17 protein-coding genes and 1 other RNA gene are annotated in these 22,413 nt (G+C 33.0%); 2 read left to right on the forward strand and 16 right to left on the reverse strand.

The features are described 5' to 3' along the window. Nucleotides 1-19 precede the first annotated feature (19 nt). The 5 genes from recD2 to sal(A) all read right to left on the reverse strand — a co-directional run bounded on the left by recD2 (nucleotide 20) and on the right by sal(A) (nucleotide 7,103). Entirely contained in the window at nucleotides 20-2,410 is a 2,391-nt protein-coding gene (gene recD2 / locus LQ673_RS06870) for an SF1B family DNA helicase RecD2 (protein ID WP_191835640.1), read from the reverse strand. Between the two features lie 2 nt (nucleotides 2,411-2,412). Continuing rightward, a complete protein-coding gene (locus tag LQ673_RS06875) occupies nucleotides 2,413-3,081 on the reverse strand; it encodes a tetratricopeptide repeat protein (protein ID WP_191835641.1) in 669 nt (222 codons plus the stop codon). Nucleotides 3,082-3,167: 86 nt separating this feature from the next. Then, nucleotides 3,168-4,277 (reverse strand): tRNA 2-thiouridine(34) synthase MnmA, encoded by a 1,110-nt coding sequence (gene mnmA / locus LQ673_RS06880; protein ID WP_103360766.1) that lies wholly within the window; start codon nucleotides 4,275-4,277, stop codon nucleotides 3,168-3,170. Next, nucleotides 4,270-5,418 (reverse strand): cysteine desulfurase family protein, encoded by a 1,149-nt coding sequence (locus LQ673_RS06885; RefSeq protein ID WP_191835642.1) that lies wholly within the window; start codon nucleotides 5,416-5,418, stop codon nucleotides 4,270-4,272. Before LQ673_RS06885 ends, mnmA begins: the two co-directional genes overlap by 8 nt. A 59-nt stretch (nucleotides 5,419-5,477) precedes the next feature. After that, the gene (sal(A), locus tag LQ673_RS06890) at nucleotides 5,478-7,103 is read right to left on the reverse strand and encodes an ABC-F type ribosomal protection protein Sal(A) (RefSeq protein WP_191835643.1); all 1,626 of its coding nucleotides are present in this window, start codon (nucleotides 7,101-7,103) and stop codon (nucleotides 5,478-5,480) included. A 317-nt stretch (nucleotides 7,104-7,420) separates the two neighbouring features. Between sal(A) and LQ673_RS06895 the strand changes: the two genes are divergently transcribed. Continuing rightward, a complete protein-coding gene (locus LQ673_RS06895; RefSeq protein ID WP_025904246.1) occupies nucleotides 7,421-8,431 on the forward strand; it encodes an LLM class flavin-dependent oxidoreductase in 1,011 nt (336 codons plus the stop codon). Nucleotides 8,432-8,474: 43 nt separating this feature from the next. Here the strand turns inward: LQ673_RS06895 and LQ673_RS06900 are convergent, their stop codons facing one another. Together LQ673_RS06900 and cymR are read right to left on the reverse strand one after the other, a co-directional pair. After that, the gene (locus LQ673_RS06900) at nucleotides 8,475-9,209 is read right to left on the reverse strand and encodes a trypsin-like serine peptidase (RefSeq protein WP_191835644.1); all 735 of its coding nucleotides are present in this window, start codon (nucleotides 9,207-9,209) and stop codon (nucleotides 8,475-8,477) included. Nucleotides 9,210-9,424: 215 nt separating this feature from the next. Further along, entirely contained in the window at nucleotides 9,425-9,844 is a 420-nt protein-coding gene (gene cymR, locus LQ673_RS06905; protein WP_239745024.1) for a cysteine metabolism transcriptional regulator CymR, read from the reverse strand. 89 nt (nucleotides 9,845-9,933) lie between these two features. Here cymR and LQ673_RS06910 point away from each other — a divergent pair, with 89 nt between their 5' ends. Then, nucleotides 9,934-11,196 (forward strand): replication-associated recombination protein A, encoded by a 1,263-nt coding sequence (locus LQ673_RS06910; RefSeq protein WP_191835645.1) that lies wholly within the window; start codon nucleotides 9,934-9,936, stop codon nucleotides 11,194-11,196. Between the two features lie 44 nt (nucleotides 11,197-11,240). Here the strand turns inward: LQ673_RS06910 and LQ673_RS06915 are convergent, their stop codons facing one another. The 9 genes from LQ673_RS06915 to recJ all read right to left on the reverse strand — a co-directional run bounded on the left by LQ673_RS06915 (nucleotide 11,241) and on the right by recJ (nucleotide 22,128). Continuing rightward, nucleotides 11,241-12,008, reverse strand: coding sequence for a tRNA threonylcarbamoyladenosine dehydratase (locus LQ673_RS06915; protein WP_025904250.1), 768 nt, complete (start codon nucleotides 12,006-12,008; stop codon nucleotides 11,241-11,243). Between the two features lie 53 nt (nucleotides 12,009-12,061). Continuing rightward, nucleotides 12,062-12,254, reverse strand: a non-coding RNA gene (ssrS, locus tag LQ673_RS06920) — 6S RNA. Nucleotides 12,255-12,311: 57 nt separating this feature from the next. Further along, the gene (gene aspS, locus LQ673_RS06925) at nucleotides 12,312-14,084 is read right to left on the reverse strand and encodes an aspartate--tRNA ligase (RefSeq protein ID WP_191835646.1); all 1,773 of its coding nucleotides are present in this window, start codon (nucleotides 14,082-14,084) and stop codon (nucleotides 12,312-12,314) included. Then, entirely contained in the window at nucleotides 14,084-15,349 is a 1,266-nt protein-coding gene (gene hisS, locus LQ673_RS06930; RefSeq protein WP_126477547.1) for a histidine--tRNA ligase, read from the reverse strand. Before hisS ends, aspS begins: the two co-directional genes overlap by 1 nt. A 322-nt stretch (nucleotides 15,350-15,671) precedes the next feature. After that, entirely contained in the window at nucleotides 15,672-16,544 is an 873-nt protein-coding gene (locus LQ673_RS06935; protein ID WP_191835647.1) for an N-acetylmuramoyl-L-alanine amidase family protein, read from the reverse strand. Beyond that, nucleotides 16,541-16,993 (reverse strand): D-aminoacyl-tRNA deacylase, encoded by a 453-nt coding sequence (gene dtd, locus LQ673_RS06940; RefSeq protein ID WP_025904254.1) that lies wholly within the window; start codon nucleotides 16,991-16,993, stop codon nucleotides 16,541-16,543. The genes LQ673_RS06935 and dtd overlap by 4 nt, the downstream gene beginning before the upstream one ends. A 13-nt stretch (nucleotides 16,994-17,006) precedes the next feature. Beyond that, nucleotides 17,007-19,196, reverse strand: a complete 2,190-nt coding sequence (locus tag LQ673_RS06945) for a RelA/SpoT family protein (protein ID WP_191835648.1) — start codon at nucleotides 19,194-19,196, stop codon at nucleotides 17,007-17,009. Between the two features lie 119 nt (nucleotides 19,197-19,315). Next, complete coding sequence (locus LQ673_RS06950; protein ID WP_025904256.1) at nucleotides 19,316-19,834, reverse strand: adenine phosphoribosyltransferase; 519 nt, start codon at nucleotides 19,832-19,834, stop codon at nucleotides 19,316-19,318. Further along, nucleotides 19,834-22,128, reverse strand: a complete 2,295-nt coding sequence (gene recJ, locus LQ673_RS06955; RefSeq protein WP_191835649.1) for a single-stranded-DNA-specific exonuclease RecJ — start codon at nucleotides 22,126-22,128, stop codon at nucleotides 19,834-19,836. The genes LQ673_RS06950 and recJ overlap by 1 nt, the downstream gene beginning before the upstream one ends. Between the last annotated feature and the right edge of the window lie 285 nt (nucleotides 22,129-22,413).

The following is a 22,413-nucleotide window of genomic DNA, read 5'->3' on the forward strand; positions in this document are numbered from 1 at the left end:
CTCGATTTTTAGATGTCAATTATTTCATAAAATCATATGGTGTTTTATCATTCATATTAATCATCGGATCGATTTCAAACATATTATCTTCAGTTAAAATAATATGTTTCGTTTGAATAGATTCTGTTTCAGACTCCGTATCTTCTTCAACATCAGTATCGAAATACATTTTTAATTTCGTATCAAACGATGTCATTCTCTCATGACCTAGCGTTTGAATACCTTGGTTAAAGGCTTGTTCTTCACCGCACACAACAAGCGACTGTTTCGCACGTGTAAGTCCAGTATATAGAATGTTCTTTTGTAACATTCTAAAGTATTGTCTGACAATAGGCATGATGACTATCGGGAATTCTGACCCTTGTGATTTATGAATTGAACAACAATAAGCATGTGTAATTTCTGATAAATCTTGTTTAGTGTATGTTATGTCATTCCCTTCATAATCTACAATGACGACATCTTTGCCAAGTGCATTTTCTTCTGCTTTGTAAACACCTGTTACTACACCAATATCACCATTAAATACATTATCATCTGGACGATTAATAAGTTGTAGTACTTTATCATTTTCTCGATATTCAATATCACCATATTGAAGGAATCTTGTATCTTCATCTTTCGGATTTAATATATCTTGCAATAATTCATTTAATTTATTAATACCAGCTGGTCCTCGGTATATTGGAGCTAGCACTTGAATATCTTGCATATTATATCCTTTATTAACAGCACCTTGAACGACCTTTTCTACAACTGTCGCAATTTGATTACTACTGCACGGAATAAATGAGCGGTCGTGATGTTTTTCATTAATAGAAACAGGCAATCCATTTTTTATTTTATGCGCTAAATCTATGATAGATGATCCTTCTTGTTGTCTATATACTTCTGTTAAGTTCACTCTCGGTATAACTTTAGAATCAATCAAATCTTTAAAAATCTGACCTGGACCAACAGATGGTAATTGATCTTCATCCCCTACAAATATGATTTGGGCATAATCAGGAACTGCTCTTAAAAATTGGTACATTAACCATGTATCTACCATAGACATTTCATCTAGAATGATTAAATGAGCATGTATGTCATTATCTAACACATCATCCGGTTGCGTATCTTTACTCCATCCAATTAATCTATGAATTGTCATCGCTTCTAGTCCAGTTGATTCACTTAAACGCTTTGCTGCACGTCCAGTCGGTGCTGCTAATACAATTGGAAAGTCTGTTCCTTCTTGATAATCATCATAATTCAAACTCACACCATGTATTTCAGAATACAACTCACAAATGCCTCGAATAACGGTCGTCTTACCTGTTCCAGGTCCACCTGTTAAAAGCATCATTTTATGATTAATAGCTGTTTCTAACGCTAATTTTTGTCCATCTGCATATGAAACATCATTCATATCTTCAATTTGACCAATGTGTAATTGAAGATCACTTTTCTCAATTTCTTTAAGTTCATCTTGATGTTGATAAAGTCTATGAATAATTTGCACACTTTTTGCTTCTGAATAATAAAGTGAAGGTAAAAAACAATTATCATTTTCGATAATAAGTTTATTTTCTTCACTCATTTCGATAATGACACCATTTATTTGATCTTTATTTACAACTTCAGGTTGATTATGATTTAACAATTCATACGCCCCGTTGACCAAAATATCAACAGGTAAAAATGTGTGACCATTCTGTAATGATTGCTGGTCTAAAAAGTAACTCACACCTGCTACAAGTCGATCATGATGATCTTTAGATATCCCAACTTGTTCAGCTATTTGGTCAGCTCTTTGAAAACCTATACCATTTATATCCATCACTAAACGATAAGGAGATTGCTTAATAATATTAAGTGTTTCATCTTTATAAAATTGATAAATTGCCATCGCGAGTTTCGGTCCGAATCCAAGTTCATTAAGTTTTATCATAATGCGTTCAATGGCTTGATTTTCACGTATGGATTCTGCAATCGTGTCTCTTTTTTGCTTATTGAGTTTAGGTATTTCTTTAAGGACATCCGGGTCATCTATAATTTTCTGAAGTGCATCTTCACCAAGTTTGTCCACGATTGTTTCTGCTGTTTTCTTACCAATACCTTTAAATAAATCACTCGATAAGTAATGAATAACACCTTGTTTTGTTTGTGGCAATTCTTTTTCAAATGTTTCAGCTTGTAGTTGTTTACCGTATTTTGGATGGTTTGTTACTTTACCTTTGAAAAGGTACGTTTCTCCTTCAACTATTTGAGGTAAGTAACCAACAATTGTGACTTCTTGATCAAAATCTTCATTTGAATCCATCACATCGACTTTAATAACGGTATAATAGTTATCACTGTTTTGAAAAAGAATTCTAATAACTTCACCTTTTACATGTGAAAGATCAAATAAAGATAAGTTTTCCAATGTTAGTCCTCCTCTTCTAATAATTGTTCAAACATGTTGATAGCATGACCACTTAATAAATGATCTGGTTGAATGTCGACCGCTTTTCTAAAATAAACAAGTGCTTCTTCAGCATTTTCATTTTTCATATATTTAGCCAATCCTAAATTGTATAATGCGTCTACATGTTTAGAATCTTTTTCTAATACTTTTTCTAGTTGTACAATGGCCTCATCGAACATTTCTAATTGGCATAATGTTAATCCGTATTGGAATCCAATTTCTACATCATCTTCATTTAGCTCATGAGCTCTCATTACATACGGTATAGCTTCAGTATGTGCACCTAATTCGTTGAAACTCATTCCTAACATAAAATTAGTATCTGCATCATTAAGCCCTCTTTTAATCGCATGTTGATATAATTTAATCGCTTCTTCAAAGCGCTGTTGGTTGTAGTATAAATTTGCAAGACTATAATAAGCACCACCATGACTTTCGTTTACAGTAATGGCTTTTTGGAAGAATTTCTCAGCTCTTTCAATATCATTTGCTTCTGCTAATATTGTCCCTGCGTTGATATAATTGGTTACTTCTTTTGGATCTTCTTCTATATTTTCAAATAAATGCGACAATGCTTCGTCGAATTTTTTATTTTGAATTAATTTAACAATTTGTTCTTCACTATGCATGTTGTGACTCCTTTAAATATCATTACTTGCTATTATAACAAAAATAAAAATAGACTGAGACATAAATTTATCTCAGTCTATATATTTTATACCATATAATCTAATTGCTTTTCTGTTTTATATACTTCATCGATTGTTGCGCCACCTAAACAAACATCACCGTCATATAATACGACAGCTTGACCAGGTGTAATTGCACGCACTGGTTCGTCAAATATCACTTTAATTTGATTGTCAGAAATTTTTTCTACAGTTACTTGTGTATCTTTTTGTCTATATCTGAATTTTGCTGAACATTTAACCGGTTGTGAAAAATCAAGATCATTCACAAATGAAATATCAGAAGCGATTAAATAGTCACTATATAATGCTTCGTGGTGGAAACCTTGTTCAACATATAGGATGTTTTCTTTTAAATTTTTACCGACTACAAACCAAGGATCTCCGTCTCCGCCAATACCAAGACCGTGTCTTTGGCCAATAGTGTAATACATTAAGCCACTATGTTCACCCATGTCAACACCGTCTAATGTTTGCATTTTACCGTTTTGAGCAGGTAAATATTGAGATAAGAATGTTTTAAAGTTTTTCTCACCAATAAAACAGATACCAGTAGAGTCTTTCTTTTTAGCAGTTGCTAAGTTTTGTTCTTCGGCAATTTTTCTTACTTCACTTTTTTCTAATTCACCAATTGGGAACATCACTTTAGATAATTGATCTTTTGTAAGTTGATTTAAGAAATAAGTTTGGTCTTTGTTGTTATCAACACCACGTAGCATTTCAACTTTATCACCATCACGATTAACACGTGCGTAATGACCTGTAGCAACATAGTCCGCACCTAGTTTAAGTGCATGATTTAAAAATGCTTTAAATTTAATTTCTTTATTACACATTACATCTGGGTTAGGTGTTCTACCTTTTTTATATTCGTCTAAGAAATACGTAAATACTTTATCCCAATATTCTTGTTCAAAGTTAACTGCATAATAAGGTATATCTAATTGGTTACATACTTCGATGACATCATTATAGTCTTCAGTAGCTGTACATACACCATTTTCGTCTGTGTCATCCCAATTTTTCATAAAAATTCCAACTACATCATAACCTTGTTCTTTTAATATATGTGCAGTTACCGAGCTATCTACGCCCCCGCTCATCCCAACGACAACGCGGGTAGATTGATTATTCATTTTCTTCCTCCTTAAATTGTTGATATATTTTCATTATCGTACTTACGATATAATTAATTTCTTCTTCAGTCGTTAATGAGCTGAAACTAAATCTTACAGATTGCTTCACTCTATTATCTTCACCGAACATCGCTTCTAGAACGTGAGATGGTAATGTTGAACCGGCTGTACATGCAGATCCACTTGAAACATATATATTTGCCATATCTAGTAACGTTAACATCGTTTCAACTTCAATAAATGGGAAATATAAATTTGTAATATGACCAGTCGTATCTGTCATACTACCATTCAATTCAAACGGAATTGCACGTTGTTGTAAACCTACAATGAGCTTTTCTTTCAAGTTCATTAAATGAATATTACTTTCATTCATGTGTTCATAAGCGTCTTTCAGTGCTGTTGCCATACCACAAATATATGGAACATTCTCTGTACCCGCTCTTCGCTTTACTTCTTGTTCGCCACCTTGAATAAACGTTTCGAACTGGACACCTTGTTTAACCAACAATGCACCTATTCCTTTTGGACCGCCAAATTTATGCGCAGTTATGCTTAACATATCAACTGGCATTTCATCGAATTCTATTGGCATATGACCGATAGCTTGAACTGCATCAACATGAAATACGATATCCGTATTCTCTATGACTTCTGCAATATCATACATAGGTTGAACTGTGCCGACTTCATTATTCACTAACATAATTGACACCAATGTCGTGTCAGGTCTGATTGCTTGTCTCAAAGCATCAATATCGACAATACCTTCTGAATTTACATCTATATACGAAACATCGAAACCTTCACGTTCAAGTTCTTCAAAGACATGCAGTACAGAATGATGCTCTATTCTACTCGTTATAATATGTTGACCTATATGTTTTCGTTTTCGTGCTATACCTTTTATTGCTGTATTATTAGACTCTGTTGCCCCACTTGTAAAAATAACTTCTTGAGGCTTTGCACCTAATAATGTAGCAATCTCTCGTCTTGAATGATCTAAATACTTTCTGCCGTCTCTCCCTATTGAATGAATAGATGACGGGTTTCCAAAGTGTTCAGATAATATTTCTGTTATTTTTTCAGTTACAACGGGCTTAACTGGAGTAGTTGCTGCATAATCTGCATATACTTTCATGTTGGACGTCCTTTCTTAGTTTTCAATGTACCTATTCTAGCACCATTTTTATGAAAAGACTAGAACTCTGTTTCACGATTTCTTTCTTCTGTATATTGTTCTAATTCTTTTAATTGATGTTTCATAGATTCTGTATTAATTGGATCTTTAACTTGAACATTTTCATGCGTCATTTGATGATTTTTGATCGTCCATATTTGGTCTTTAATTTGTGATTTAAAATAATCATCATGAGATACAATAAGGACCGATCCTTGAAATGATTGTATTAATTGGATGATTTTTTCTTGCATGCCAATATCAAAATAGTTTGTCGGCTCATCTAAAATCATAATATGAGGATTTGAAAAATATAATTTCACAAATTGTAACCTACACTTTTCACCCATCGACAATGTTTCAACGACATCATTTATTCTATCTTTATCAAAATAAAAGCTTGCTAAAATGGTTCTAGCATCTGCTTCTTTCATCTCAGGAATTTCTAATATTTCATCTAAGACATTATGATGCATATTTAAGTTTTCAAAATCTTGAGAGAAATATCCAATTTCTAATTCTGGATGAACAGTTATATCACCTTTAGTCGGCTCGAGTTCACCGAGTATCAATTTGATTAAAGTTGATTTTCCTGTTCCATTTCTGCCTTCTATAATCACATTTTGATTTCGCTTAATATAGAATGATACATCTTCGAATATCTTCCTATTATCATATGCAAACGACACATGGTTAAATTGAACTAAATAATGTGATTTAAAATCATGATGTTGTATTGAAAAATTTTTCTCTTTTTTATTTGGATTAGCGATGTGCTCTTGATCAAGTTTACGATTTAATTGTTGTTCTTTTGATTTGAATCGTTTCGCTAACTTACTTAATTGTTTTTGTTGATACGGGTTTCTCACAGAAGCACTTTGTTCTGCTTTTTGATACCACGCTTTATATTTTTTGATCGTTTCTTCAATAGCCGCTTGTTCTTTTTGTTGCTTTTCATATTGTAGCTTTAATGTTTCATGCTCTATATCTTTTTGTTGTTTGTATTTATCGTATTTACCGATATATTTCTTAGCACCATCAGGACTCAATTCTAATATAGCATCTGGTGTTTCATTTAAGAATGTTCTGTCATGAGATACAAATAATATAGCACGTTGTTCTTGTTTAAAAGCTTTCGTCAACCATTCCTTCATTTCTAAATCCATATGATTTGTTGGCTCATCGATTAATAATAACGATGCCTTAGACATTTTTACTTTTAAAAATGAAACTTTTGTCTGTTCTCCACCACTTAAAGTAGAAATTTTCTGTTCTAGTTGTTCCTCTTTTATGCCGAGCTTTTTTGCTTCTGTTACGATTTCTCCTTCTATAAGGTATCCATCTAACTCAATATATTTATTAATCATATCTGTATGATTAAGTTGCGATCTAACCTTGGCGATTTCTGGGTAAGATTCAATTATATAATCCATAACTGTCCAATCATTATAAGGTGTTAAATCTTGTTCCATCATCGCTGAATCAACTGTTTGATCTTGGTGAATCACTTTTAATAATGTAGACTTTCCAACACCATTAACACCAACGATTGCTAAATGTTCATGGTCCTCTATTGAAAAAGTCAACTCGGGTATTAATACTTTATGTTCAACTTCTAATGCTTTTTCTTCAAATAAAAATAGCATAATGTAGCCTCCTATACCCATGTATTACACATGAAGACGCACCATTACACTATTCTCAGTTTGTAACGGCAACATCATATTATAGACATACTTATCCATTCATCATTGCGTAATACAATGGTTTTTTTACGATATTTACTATTAGCGCAAAAAATTATTGGATATCCATGCCTATTGTTGATGCCACCTCTCTGTAAATTTGCATTAATTATAACTTTTAGTTACATATTAGTCAAATGTTGTTGAGCAATTAAATAGTACAACATAAATACAGTTGATATACTTCCAATATATAATTATGTAAGGAGCGTCACAAAATGAAATCAAAATTCCCAGTTTCTGCATTAAATCTAGTTCCACTTAGAAAAGGTGAAACGGAACAAGATGCTATTAAGAATATGGTATCACTTGCTCAAAATGTAGAAAAATTAGGCTACGAACGTTACTGGATTGCAGAACATCATAATGCACCAAATTTAGTAAGTTCTGCAACTGCTTTACTCATTCAACATACACTTGAACATACAGAGTCTATTCAAGTAGGTTCAGGCGGTATCATGTTACCAAACCATGCGCCTCTTATTGTTGCTGAGCAATTTGGAACAATGGCTACAATGTTTCCTAATCGATTAAATCTTGGCTTAGGACGAGCACCAGGTACCGATATGATGACCGCTTCTGCACTAAGAAGAGATTCACATAAAGGTGTATATACATTTGGTGACGATATTAAACAATTACTACAATATTTTGGTCCTGAAGAACAACAATCATATGTAAGACCATATCCAGGTGTAGATACAAATATACCGATATATGTGTTAGGATCTTCAACGGACTCTGCACATTTAGCTGCTCGATTAGGTTTACCATACGTCTTTGCAGCACACTTTGCACCAGATCAAATGGCTCAAGCAATCGAAATATATAGAGACTTATTTGAGCCATCAGAATATTTAGATGAGCCATACATGACCGTTTGTTTAAATGTCATTGTCGGCGAAACAGATGAAGAAGCGACTTATTTATCTTCAACTATGCACTTAATGTTCTTAAGTATTGTAAGAAATGCGCGCATGCCATTACAACCCCCTACTGATCAACTTGAAAACATTTGGTCACCACAAGAAAAATATATGGCGCAGTCTAAAACAAACACATCTTTCATTGGTAGTGAAGAAACTGTAAAACAACAATTGATAGATTTCCAAAACAAATACAATGTAGATGAAATTATGGCAGTGAGCTATATTTATGATTTAGATAAACAATACCAATCATATGAATCATTCAAGAAAATTGTAGATGATGTATACGGGGAAGCATAAAAAACGATCATAAAGTGATGAGTCATCACTTTATGATCGTTTTTTATTTTAAATTACTTTGTATAAATAGTTGAACGTTGCTGTTAAATAACACGCCACTATTATGGCTATCTGGTACGCCACCATAATGTAAACCAATAACTTGGTTATTTGCATTAAAGATTGGTGAACCTGAATTACCACCATAAGTACTTAAGTCGTAAGATACGTCACTACCTGAAGCAGATAATATATTACCTTTACTTTCCCATAATGTTGCAATAGGTTTATCTCCTGGATAACCTGTTACTGTGATGTTATCACCTTTTTTAACTGAAGATGTATCTGCGATTGTCGCTGCTTGAACAGCGTCACCAATAGATTGACCTTTACTATTTTTACCGACTGTAACGACTGCTAAATCTTCACCGCCTGGCGCTACTTTATAATCAGTTGCTGTAAATGTACCAGCTGGGAAATTCCCATCGCCATTTGCTGCTGGTGAGAATTTTAGTACAGAAGCATCACCATTCGTAGCATCTACTACATGTTTATTTGTAAGAACGGTATTTTTACCGACAACTACACCTGATGCAATTGATGTACCTCCGATATCAGCGAATGCAATCGATTGATAATGTGCAGACGTTGTATTCGTAATTTGTGTACGATCATTTTTCGGTAATATAACTCTAGATGACGGACCATCTGTCTTTGCGTTAACTTCAAACGGTAATGAAATGAAACTTAATAATAAAACTGCTACTACACTTAATATGTATCGTTTTAAATTTTTCATATACTCTCCCCTTTGTTGTAGTGTACAACTATCTTAATATGAAAGTAATATCAAAGGGGAATATTACACTACATAACACATATTCATGCTTAACTGTTAAAATAACGAAATATTTTGTGCAGTTAGGCATGAATTCGATACAGTTAAGAAATAAAAAATAAGATAGCAATCTCCAATATTCGACTTGAAGATTGCTATCCTATTTAATTTGAGAACTAGATATAGAACATATATCCTTCAAGTTCATCTTCATTTGTATAATTTGCTAAGTATTCTAGTGTTGTATTATCTAGAACTGCTTTTACAGCGTCTCTAATACGAATCCACAATTGTTGTTGTGCAGGTGGCTCGTCTTCTATACCTTCAACAGGTGTAATTGGCCCCTCTAACAATCTAATCACATCACCAGCTGTAATTTCTGATGGTGCTTTTTGTAATTGATAGCCCCCTTTGGCACCTCTTACACTTTTAATAAGACCAGCATTACGTAGCGGTCCTACTAATTGTTCTAAATATAAATCACTTAAATTGTTTTCTTCAGCGATTGACTTTAAAGATGTACATCCTTGACCATAACGCTTAGTCAACGATATCATAAGTGTTAAGCCATATCGTCCTTTAGTAGAAATTTTCATGTACTACACCTCTTATTTTCTAAAAAAATATTATTAATTCATTTTATCATTTTTTGTACACTTTGAGTAATTAGAAAGGTTGATTCCAAATGAAAAACGAACCATTAGCTTATAGAATGCGTCCCCAAACGATTGACGATGTGATAAGCCAAGAACATTTAGTCGGTCCAAAAGCCATTATTAGGAGAATGGTTAACACTAAAAAGTTAACTTCTATGATTTTTTATGGACCTCCGGGAATTGGAAAAACGAGTATCGCCCAAGCTATTGCCGGGAGTACTCAATATAAATTTAGACAACTTAACGCTGTCACTAACACTAAAAAAGATATGCACCTTGTCGTTGAAGAAGCCAAAATGTCTGGACAAGTTATACTTTTACTAGACGAAATTCATCGTCTAGATAAAGCAAAACAAGATTTCTTATTACCGCATTTAGAATCTGGCAAAATCGTTCTTATTGGCGCAACGACGTCAAACCCATACCATGCTATCAACCCAGCTATACGAAGCAGAACGCAAATATTTGAACTATATCCTCTTAATGAAGATGATATCATCATTGCTTTAAACAGAGCAATTGAAGATGAAGAAAATGGATTAGCATCATACGCTCCTGTTGTAGACAAAGATGCTTTAGAATATTTCGCAAAAGCAAGTTACGGCGATGTGAGAAGCGCTTTAAATGCACTCGAACTTGCTGTACTAAGTGCTGATGTTCAAGATGACAAACGTCATGTCACGATTGAAGATGCGAAAGTTTGTATTCAAAAGAACGCTTTCCAACACGATAAAGATGGCGATCAACATTATGATGTTATGAGTGCATTCCAAAAATCTATTAGAGGAAGTGATGTCGACGCAGCGCTACATTATTTAGCTAGATTAATTGAAGCGGGAGATTTACCAACTATTGCAAGACGCCTTCTTGTAATTAGCTATGAAGATATCGGTTTAGCTTCTCCAGGTGCTGCAGCTAGAACATTATCAGCTATTGAAGCGAGTGAACGTCTCGGCTTTCCAGAAGCACGTATACCATTAAGCCAAGCAGTCATCGAGCTATGCTTATCACCTAAATCTAATTCAGCTATTGTATCTATTGATGAAGCTCTATCAGACATCAGAAAAGGTAAAGCTGGGTTAGTTCCGAAACATTTGAAAGATGGACACTATCAAGGTGCAAAAGAATTAGGCAATGCAATTGGTTATAAATACCCACATAATTATGAAAATGGATATGTAGAACAACAATATTTACCTGATACTTTAAAAGGCAAACAATATTATCAACCGAAGCTCACATCTAAATCTGAACAAAAATTAGCAGAAATATATCGCAACTTAAAAAAATGAGGCTGGACGTATCCAGTCTCATTTTTTATTATCAAAGCTGCTAGCTATTTATCTTTGATTCTTTTTACTGGGATATCTTTCAAAATATCATTCACAACATAGCTCGCACAAATTAAACCAACAACGCTTGGTACAAAAGCATTAGATGATGGTGGCATTTGCGCCTTTCTAACTTTTGCGTTTTTATCGCCTACAACTTCTTTTACATCTTCTCTTATCATAATTGGACTTTCATCACTAAATACAACATTAATACCTTTATGAATGCCCATTTTTCTTAATTTTAGACGTATAATTTTCGCCATAGGATCTGTATGTGTTTTAGAAATATCAGCTATTTCAAATTTAGTAGGGTCTGTTTTGTTTGCAGCACCCATACTTGAGATAACGTTAATACCTCTTTCCAAACACTCTTTCATAAGATGAACTTTATACATGATTGTATCACTAGCATCTACAAAATAATCAATGTCGTATTCATTAAATAAAGCTTCGTATGTTTCTTCAGTATAGAACATGTGCAATGAAGTGACTTTACAATCAGGATTAATTAATTTAATACGCTCTTCCATTAAATCTACTTTTGATTGACCAATTGTTGTTGTTAATGCATGTAATTGTCTATTTACATTTGTGATATCTACATCATCTTTATCTATTAATATGATATGACCAATATTAGTTCTCGCTAATGCTTCAGCAGCAAATGAACCTACACCGCCTACGCCAAGGACAACTACTGTTTTACTTTTTAATAAATCTAAGCCTTCTTTACCAATCGCTAATTCATTTCTTGAAAATTGATGCTTCATCATTATTTACTCCTTTACACAAAAATACGCAAGACATAAAGTCTTGCGTACCGATAGAATCCAATTGTGCCGTAATATTAAGTGCTAGATCATTTTGGCCTGCTATATACAGGTGGGTGCCCTGTTTCTTATTTTGCATGTCCTCCTTACGAGGCGTATGCGCTATTAAGAAAACCAATTAGGCTCCCTTGATCAAAAGTGTTAGGTCAAAATATAAAAAGCTTATTACGAACACTTCAGATGACTACCTTATAAATTTATTTTATCATAATTCTTCTAAATAACAAGTATTTATACTTTTAATTATTTTTCATCTAAATCAAGTTGCAAATGTAATTCATGTAACTGACTGTTAGATACTTCACTTGGCGCATCTGTTAATAGACAAGAAGCACTTGCTGTTTTAGGGAATGCAATTGTATCTCTTAAGTTTGTTCTTCCTGACAATAACATAACTAATCTATCTAAACCTAAAGCAATTCCGCCATGTGGTGGTGCACCATATTTGAACGCTTCAATTAAGAATCCAAATTGTTCTTGTGCTTGTTCTTCAGTGAATCCAAGTGCTTTAAACATTTTTTCTTGTAGTTCTGATTTATGAATTCTAATAGATCCTCCACCTAATTCAAAGCCATTTAAAACGATATCGTATGCATTCGCTTCAACATTTGTTGGATCAGTTTCAAGCATTTCTTCATGCTCTTTTTTAGGTGCAGTAAATGGATGGTGCGCTGCAACATAACGTTCTGATTCTTCATCGTATTCAAATAATGGCCAATCAGTTACCCATAAGAAATTATATTTATTTGGATCAATTAAACCACGATCTTTACCAAGTTTATTTCTTAACTGCGCTAAACTTGCTGCTACGACATCTTTTTTGTCTGCTACGAATAATACTAAGTCTCCTGCTTTAGCTTCAGTTCGTTTTAATAATTCAGCAGTAATATCTTCATCAAAGAATTTGCTAATTGGACCGTTTAAGCCTTCTTCTGTTACTTTAACCCAAGCTAAACCTTTAGCTCCATAAATACTTGCAAATGATTGTAATTGGTCGATATCTTTTCTAGAGTAGTCTGCTGCACCATCTTCAACGACGATTGCTTTAACTTCTCCACCATTTTCAACTGCAGATTTAAACACTTTAAAGTCCATTTTTGAAGCAAGTTCTGATAAGTTAATCAGTTCCATACCAAATCTTGTATCTGGCTTGTCAATTCCATATCTTTCCATCGCTTCAGCGTATGTCATACGTGGGAATGGCGTTGTAATATCAATACCTTTTACATCTTTCATGATACGTTTCATAAGACCTTCATTCATTTTGATAACGTCTTCTTGATCTACAAAGCTCATCTCGATATCGATTTGCGTAAATTCAGGTTGTCTATCCGCTCTTAAATCTTCGTCTCTAAAACATTTAACGATTTGATAGTATTTATCAAATCCACCAATCATTAATAATTGTTTAAATATTTGTGGAGATTGAGGTAAAGCATAGAACTCTCCATCATGTACACGAGATGGTACTAAATAGTCTCTTGCACCTTCTGGCGTAGATTTAGTTAATACAGGTGTTTCTACTTCGTAAAACTCACCTTCATCTAAGTAATTTCTTACTGCACGTGTAATTTGATGTCTCATTTTGAATGTTTGAGCTAAACTTTCTCTTCTTAAGTCTATATAACGATATTTTAACCTTACATTTTCATCAATATCATTCATATCTGTTATAGAAAATGGAGGTGTTTCAGATTCATTTAAAATTGTAATTTCAGAAACTTGAACTTCAACTTTACCCGTCTTGATTTTGTCATTAATTGATTTCTCGTCTCTTTTAGTTACTAAACCTTTAACTTGAATAACATATTCAGAACGGATTTTCTCAGCAACACTTAAAGCTTCTTGAGAGAAGTCTGGGTTAAAGACAATTTGTACAACGCCTTCGCGGTCACGTAAATCAATAAATATTAAACCGCCTAAGTCACGTCTTTTTTGTACCCAACCATTTAAAGTAACGGTTTGACCAATATATTCTTCAGTTATTTTACCAGCATATGTTGTTCTTTTTTCCATTATGATTCCACCTTTAAATAATTCTCTAATTCTGATAATGAAACAAGTGTCTTTTCACCAGTTTCCATATTTTTAACTTCCACTTCTTGTTTTTCTAATTCATTCTCACCTAATACAATCGTATATTTCGCATTTAATCTATCGGCTTGTTTCATTTGACCTTTTAATTTACGTTGTAAATAGTCTTTATCACAACTAATACCAGCCATTCTTAATTGATTGATTAATTGAACTGACATTCTATCCGCTTCTTCACCCATTGTTGCAATAAATAAGTCGATAGTATCTTCTTCTTCAATTTCAATACCTTCAGCTTCTAGCGCTAGTAACAAACGTTCAATACTCAATGCAAAACCAATACCTGTTTCTTTAGGACCATCAAGTAATTCTAGTAAGCCGTTATATCTACCGCCACCACATAAAGTTGTAATAGCACCAAATCCTTCAGCATTACTCATTACTTCAAATGCTGTGTGTGTATAATAATCTAACCCACGTACTAAATTCGTATCTATTTCATACTCGATACCAAGTTCGTCTAATAAGCTTTTTACCTCTTCGAAATATTGTTTAGAATAGTCATTTAAGTATTCCGTAATTTTAGGCGCATTTTTAACTGCTTCTTTATCTCTGTCTACTTTACAGTCCAATATACGCATTGGATTTGTGTGTAATCGACTTTGACAATCGCTACAGAAAGTATCAATTACTGGTTCAAAGTGTGCTTGTAATGCTTTCGTGTAATCAGCTCTTGATTCTGCATCACCAATACTATTGATGACTAATTTTAAGTCTTTCAATCCGAAAGATTTGTATATGTGTACGAGCATTGAAATAATTTCAACATCAATAGCAGGATTTTCTGATCCTATAGCTTCTACCCCGAATTGAACAAATTGACGATAACGCCCTTTTTGTTTTCTTTCATATCGGAACATTGGACCATTGTAATAAAGCTTAACTGGTTGATTAGGTTCACCTTGCATTTTGTTTTCGATGTAACTTCTAACAACACCTGCAGTGCCTTCAGGTCTTAATGTAATGCTTCTATCACCTTTATCTTTAAATGTGTACATTTCTTTTTGTACAACATCTGTTGAATCACCGACACCTCTACTAAAAAGTTCAGTACTTTCAAATATTGGTGTTCTAATTTCTTTATAATTATATATTTTCATTAACTCATGTAATTTGTTCTCAATGTATTGCCATTTATAAGTGTCTTTTGGTAATAAATCTTGTGTACCGCGTGGTATATTAATCATAATATTTCCTCCTTTAAAATATAAAAAGCCCCTTGTATGCATATACATACAAGGGACGAATAATCCGTGTTGCCACCCTAATTAGTATTTAATGATTCATTAAATACTCACTTAACAACATTATAACGGATGTTAACCGATCTTATTTTCGTAAGATTCCCTCTTCTTGTGTTCAAAAGTATACGCAGTATTCATATAACTTTCAGCAAATGTTATACTCTCTGTCTCCTACTATATCGGCATACTATTCAAGAATAAACGGTATATAATCTATTTCATAATTTATATTAATATTAAACCCATAATCTGTAGTAGTCAATATCTAATTTGAAAAGTAAACTTTCAAACCGTCAACAATACCTGTTTCTACAATGTGTCTATATTTTCTATCAACAATTAAATCTTCATCTGTAGGATTACTAATATAACCTAACTCTAACAATACAGCAGGCATTTTAGTTTGACGAATCACTTGGAAGTTTTCGTTTCGTACACCTCTATCAGATAGTATGGATTTTTGATTGATTGAAGTTTGTAACGTATCTGCAAATTCTTTTTGAGAATCATGATGGTAATAAACTGTTAAACCATGTGGTGCTGATGAATCTAATGCATCATTATGGATACTAATAAAGACATCTCCATCACCTTGTCTATCTTTTAATTTAACATATTCATCTTTTGTTCTCGTCATTTTCACTTTAGCGCCTTCAGCTTCAAGCATTTCTTTAAGTTCTTTTGCAGTTTTTAATGTAATGACTTTTTCGGTTACATCTTTATGTTTTGAACTCGATGCACCTTGGTCACTTCCACCATGACCAGGGTCTAAAATAATCACTTTTCCTTTTAATGGTTTTAATACTGGATTAACATCTTCTTTAATATCAAGATTTGTATGCCAACCAGCAATCCAGCCTTTTTCATTTTGATCATTTTTAACTTCGAACCATTTTCCTTCTCTATCTGTTATATCAAAACTATCTCCTTTTTTTACATCGAAAATAATTGGATAATAAGCGGCAGGTCCAGTTCTTAACTCACCATCTTCTTTCATAGATAATGTTTTAGGTTCGTCCTCTTTAGGAAGCAATAAATAAATAATAATGATTAACAAAACAATCAGTAAAATGGCAACACTGATGACAGGAACAGGCTTTATTCTCCTCTTTTTAAACCATAAATTAATTCGGTTCATTGAATGTTACCATCCTTACTTTCGAATATAATCGTAATTGGTCCATCATTGATTAATGACACATCCATATGTGCGCCAAACTCTCCTGTTTTCACGTTAATGTTATAAGAAGCTAACTGTTCATTAAAATATTCATATATCTTTAATGCTTCATCTGGACTTTTAGCATTTGTAAATCCAGGTCTATTACCTTTTTTTACTGAAGCATATATTGTAAATTGTGATATCGACAAGATTTCACCACCGACTTGGTGTATATCTAAATTCATTTTACCTTCTTGATCTTCAAAAATTCTTGTCTTTGCTATTTTCTTAGCGATAACATCTGCATCTGCATATGTCGATTCTTGTCCAACACCGACTAATAATAAGAATCCTTGCTTAATTTCATTTTGCGTATTTTCAGATGTTACTTTAGCTTGGCTTACTTTTTGTAGAACAACTTTCAAAAAAATTCACCTCTTAATTCCATACACGACTTACTGTATAAATATCGCCTAATTGTTTAATTCGATCAACAATTCTATATACGTCATTCACATTTTTAACCATTACACTAATGTTAATAACAGCATTTTTATCTATATCAGCTTTACCTGAAACTTTTACTAATTGTACTTTAATGGCATTCACAACTTGAAGTACTTCATTTAATAATCCATTTCTGTCGTAACCTGTAATTTCTAAGTCTACTTGATAATTTTTTTGTTCATTTGTATTTTTAACCCATTCAACATCGATTAATCGTTCGTTTTCGTTAACGATGTTTGGACAATCTTTACGATGAACTTTAACGCCATGACCTTTTGTAATATACCCAATGATTTCATCACCAGGTATTGGATTACAACATTTAGAAAGTTTAATAAGCATGTTATCTAAACCTTCAACATAGACACCAGTATCTGTTCTAATATCTTGTTTAATTGGAATGGATTTATTAACTTCTTGCACTTGGTTAAGCGATTGTTTCTTACGTTCAAGTCTAAGCTTTTCTGTTAGTCTATTAACAGCTTGAAGAGCAGTTATACCACCAAAACCAACTGCAGCATATAAGTCATCTTCATTTGAAAAATTATATTTTTCGTTAACAAGTTTAATGTTTTCAGCATTTAATACTTCATCTACATTGTAGCCATGCTCTTTAATTTCCGCTTCAATCATGAATTTACCTTTTTCAATATTGGCAGAGCGGTCTTGTTTCTTGAAGAAACTGCGGATTTTACTTTTCGCACTTGAAGATCGGACGATTTTTAACCAATCTCGACTTGGTCCATATGAATGTTTACTCGTTCTAATCTCGACAATATCACCAGTAGATAGCTTATAATCGATCGGAACGATTTTACCATTAACTTTCGCACCTATCATTTTATTACCTACTTCACTGTGGACAGCGTAAGCAAAATCAATTGGAACTGCGCCATATGGTAATTCAACTACATCACTTTCAGGTGTAAAGACGTATACTTTATCACTTTGAAGGTCATATTTTAAAGATTCCATAAATTCTTCTGCATCAGGTGAAGTATTGTCAGTTTCAGCTATTTCTTGTAGCCAACTCATTTTTTGTAAATATTCTTCTGATTTATTGCTTAAATTCTTACCTTCTTTATATGCCCAGTGTGCAGCCACCCCATGTTCTGCAATTTCATGCATTTCAAAAGTTCTGATCTGTATCTCTAACGGATCTCCATTTGGACCAACGACTGTAGTATGCAGCGATTGATACATATTCTGTTTAGGCATCGCGATATAGTCTTTAAATCGACCAGGCATTGGTTTCCATAATGTATGAACAAGACCTAGCACAGCATAACAATCTTTGATTGAAGGAACGATTACTCTTATTGCAAGTAGGTCGAAAATTTGTTCGAATTGCTTTTTCTGTTTGACCATTTTTCTATAAATACTATAGATATGTTTAGGTCTACCACTTATGTCGCCAGAAATATTCATAACTTCCATTTCAGACTCTATATCTTTAATCGCATTTGCGATATACGATTCTCGTTCGCTTCTTTTCTTCTTCATCAAGTTAACAATTCTAAAATATTGAACACTATCAATATATCTTAATGAGATATCTTCAAGTTCCCACTTAATTGTATTGATCCCTAATCTATGCGCAAGTGGTGCATAAATTTCTAACGTTTCTTTAGCAATACGTTTTTGTTTTTCTTTAGGCATCGCTTTTAAAGTACGAACATTATGTAATCTATCTGCTAATTTAACTAATATAACTCGGACATCTTTAGCAATTGCTATAAATAATTTTCTATGATTTTCAGCTTGTTGTGTTTCTTTAGATTTATATTTAACTTTTTTTAATTTCGTAACACCATCTACAATAATGGCTACTTCTTCATTAAACATTTCTACCAAATCATCATACGTATAAGGTGTATCCTCAATTACATCATGAAGGAATCCAGCAACTATAGTTGGACCATCCAATTTCATTTCGGTTAAAATACCCGCTACCTGAATAGGATGCATGATATATGGCAAATTATTTTTTCTAATTTGTCCTTGATGTGCTTTAAAAGCCAAATCATAACTCTTTTCTACTAAACGATATGCATCTTCAGATAAGTAACTTTTAGCTTTATATAAAACATCATCAGCACTATATGGATATTCTTTATTCATAGGGACACCACCTCATCAAATAAAATTCTCTTGAATATTACTATTATAGCAATTTTCAATAGTAATATGCCACCGTTAATTATAATAATTAAAAATAAAATAGCCACAAAGTGACTATTTTATTCATCGTATGAAATTAACGAAACAACATCGTAACCTTTTAATTTTTCAATGCCGTTTAAATATTTAAGTTCAATTAAAAATGCGATACCCACTACGATTCCACCTAATGATTCTACTAAGTGAATTGCCGCTTCAATTGTACCACCTGTTGCTAATAAATCATCTGTAATCAATACACGTTGACCAGGTTTGATTGCATCTTTGTGCATCGTTAACACATTTGATCCATATTCAAGATCATATTCATAACGAATCACTTCACGCGGTAATTTCCCTTCTTTACGTACTGGTGCAAAACCAATACCCATTGCATATGACACAGGACAACCAATAATAAATCCTCTTGCTTCTGGTCCAACTACAACATCAACTTGTTTGTCTTGAGCATATTGTACGATTTGGTCAGTAGCATACTTGTATGCTTCACCATTATCCATAATTGTCGTAATATCTTTAAAGTTAACACCTTGTTTTGGCCAATCTTGTACTTCTGAAACGTATTGTTTTAAATCCATTATACTTCCTCCTCAACATCACTTAACAATGAATGCATCCACTTAATTAATGATTGGCTATCATTGTACAACAATGTCTTTTCTATTTCTATTTGTTGTTTTCTTGCTTGATATAACGGTGCGTTTTCAATGTCATTTTTTCCCGCATCTTTATTTATTTCAATTATACCACGATTCATTGTAATAAAGTTTAACTCATAAAAGCAATTCAAAATGAATTTCAATTGATCAGGTTTAATTTTTAATGCTTCACATAATTTCATACCATCATTTTGAATATTGGTTGATTGATTCATATATAAGGCTTTATAAGCTTGTTTGAACTTTTCATCACTTGGAATACCTTCAAAGTATGAATTGGTTTGCCCTTTAAATACAAGATAATATTTTTCGGCTTTAATATTAGATAAAGTTTGTTTGAATGATTCTAAATCTTGTGGTAAATCTCTTAACACACACGTTTCGACTTCATTTGGATAAGTATCACCATAATGTATATATTGCTCATTTATTTTCTCTGATGATGGGTTAATGACAAATAATGCATTTTCTTGATCAATTTTTAACAAGTCATGTTTATTTTTACTTCTATAATCAAAAATAGCATGGTCATTACTCAACGCTAAATCTTTAAGAATAATTTGTGGTGATTGATGTCCATTCCATTCATTAACATTTAAACTACCTGCAACATTGATTGTCGTATCATTTGAAATATCATGAATGAGATGTCCAGCATTCCAATGTAATGCTGCAATATTTTTGTCTGTTAAAGTTAATTTAAGGTGTTTATTACCTTGACCAATACCTTTAACAGATTTAACCGGAACTTTACTAATTGAAAATAGAGGTGCTAATAAATTAGTACCAAAAGGTCTTAATCTTTCTAAATCAAATATGTTATCAACCGTAATATCTGAAGTTTCTATTTCTGCATCAACGATTAACTGTGGTAATAATTTTTTACCTTCTGTTATGTTGTGCATATCTGCATTCAAAGCTTTCTTCAATGGTTCAATCGCGTCAATATCTAATGTCATACCAGCCGCCATATGATGACCACCAAATTTACGAATTAAGTCGCTATGGTTTGTTAGAAATTCAAACATTGAAACTTGTTCAATACTTCTTGCTGAACCTTTAGCATGGTTTTGCTCAATATCGACATTTAATACAATTGTTGGTAAATGATACTTCTCGACTATTCTTGAAGCCACAATACCTAATACACCTTCATTCCAATCTTCTTTTGCAAGTATTAGAAATTGGGCATTTTGTTGCATTTCAATTTCAGCTAGCTCCATAGCTTCATTCGTAATATTTTCAACAATTGCTTTACGTTCTGTATTAAATTGGTCCACTTCTTCAGCTAAGAACATTGCTTCATCGTCATCATCACTCATAAGCAATTCTCCAGCTAATCTGGCATCATCTAATCTACCAACTGCGTTTAAACGAGGTCCGATAATAAATCCAACTGTTTGTTCACTCACTTCATCCGTAAAATCAGCTACGGATAATAAACTTTTAATCCCTGGTAAAGGTTGTTCATTTAATATGCGTAACCCTTGTTTAACCATATATCTATTTTCATCAGTTAAGCTCACTAAGTCGGCAATCGTACCGATAGCAACTAAACCTAAGAACGCATCTGGTATATCTGCTTTAAGTGCTTTAGAAAGTTTATATGAAACACCTACACCAGCTAAATATTTAAACGGATAATTAAAATCAGGGTGCATAGGGTGAACAATCGCATATGCATTAGGCTTTGTTTCGCCAAATTCATGATGGTCTGTCACAATCACATCAATACCAAGTTCATTGGCAATATCAATTTCATGATGACCTTGAATACCATTATCCACTGTAATGATAAGAGAAACACCTTCATCATGTGCATTTCTAAACGCCGCTTCACTTGGTCCATATCCTTCAGTAAACCTATTAGGAATATACCAACCTACTGTAGCGCCCATAGACTCTAAAGTCTTAACGAGAATCGTTGTAGATGTGACACCATCTGCATCATAATCACCATATACTAATATTCTTTCATCATTTTCAATAGCTTTATGTATTCTCGAAGTTGCCTTTTCCATATCACTTAGTAACATCGGATCGTGGAATAACACTTCATTAGATAATAAACTTTCAATTTGTTCTTCAGACGTATAGCCTTTTGAAATTAAAGTTTTTTCTAAAAGTGGCGAAATTTTATATTTTTTTATGATTTGCGGATCAATATTTTGATTGAGCTCTGATTTTTTCCATTGATAACTAGCTTTAGTCATATCAAATCTCCTCATTTCTACTCAAAACATTATACATGAAATATCATACTTTCTCTACTAAACAAATAAAACATGAGCAAAGAGTCGATTTGTATCTAGAGGAGATTGTTAGTTGCACTTTGTCGGGATTTTGTAATTATAGGGTTCCATAGTTACAATTCAGACGACTTTTGTTACTATGGCCCTCCTTAGTTACAATTCCTCCGACTTTTGTTACTATAGGCCCCCTTAGTTACAATTCAGACGACTTTTGTTACTATGGCCCTCCTTAGTTACAATTCCTCC

Source organism: Mammaliicoccus sp. O-M54, assembly GCF_022386035.1.
Taxonomy (GTDB): domain Bacteria; phylum Bacillota; class Bacilli; order Staphylococcales; family Staphylococcaceae; genus Mammaliicoccus; species Mammaliicoccus sciuri_A.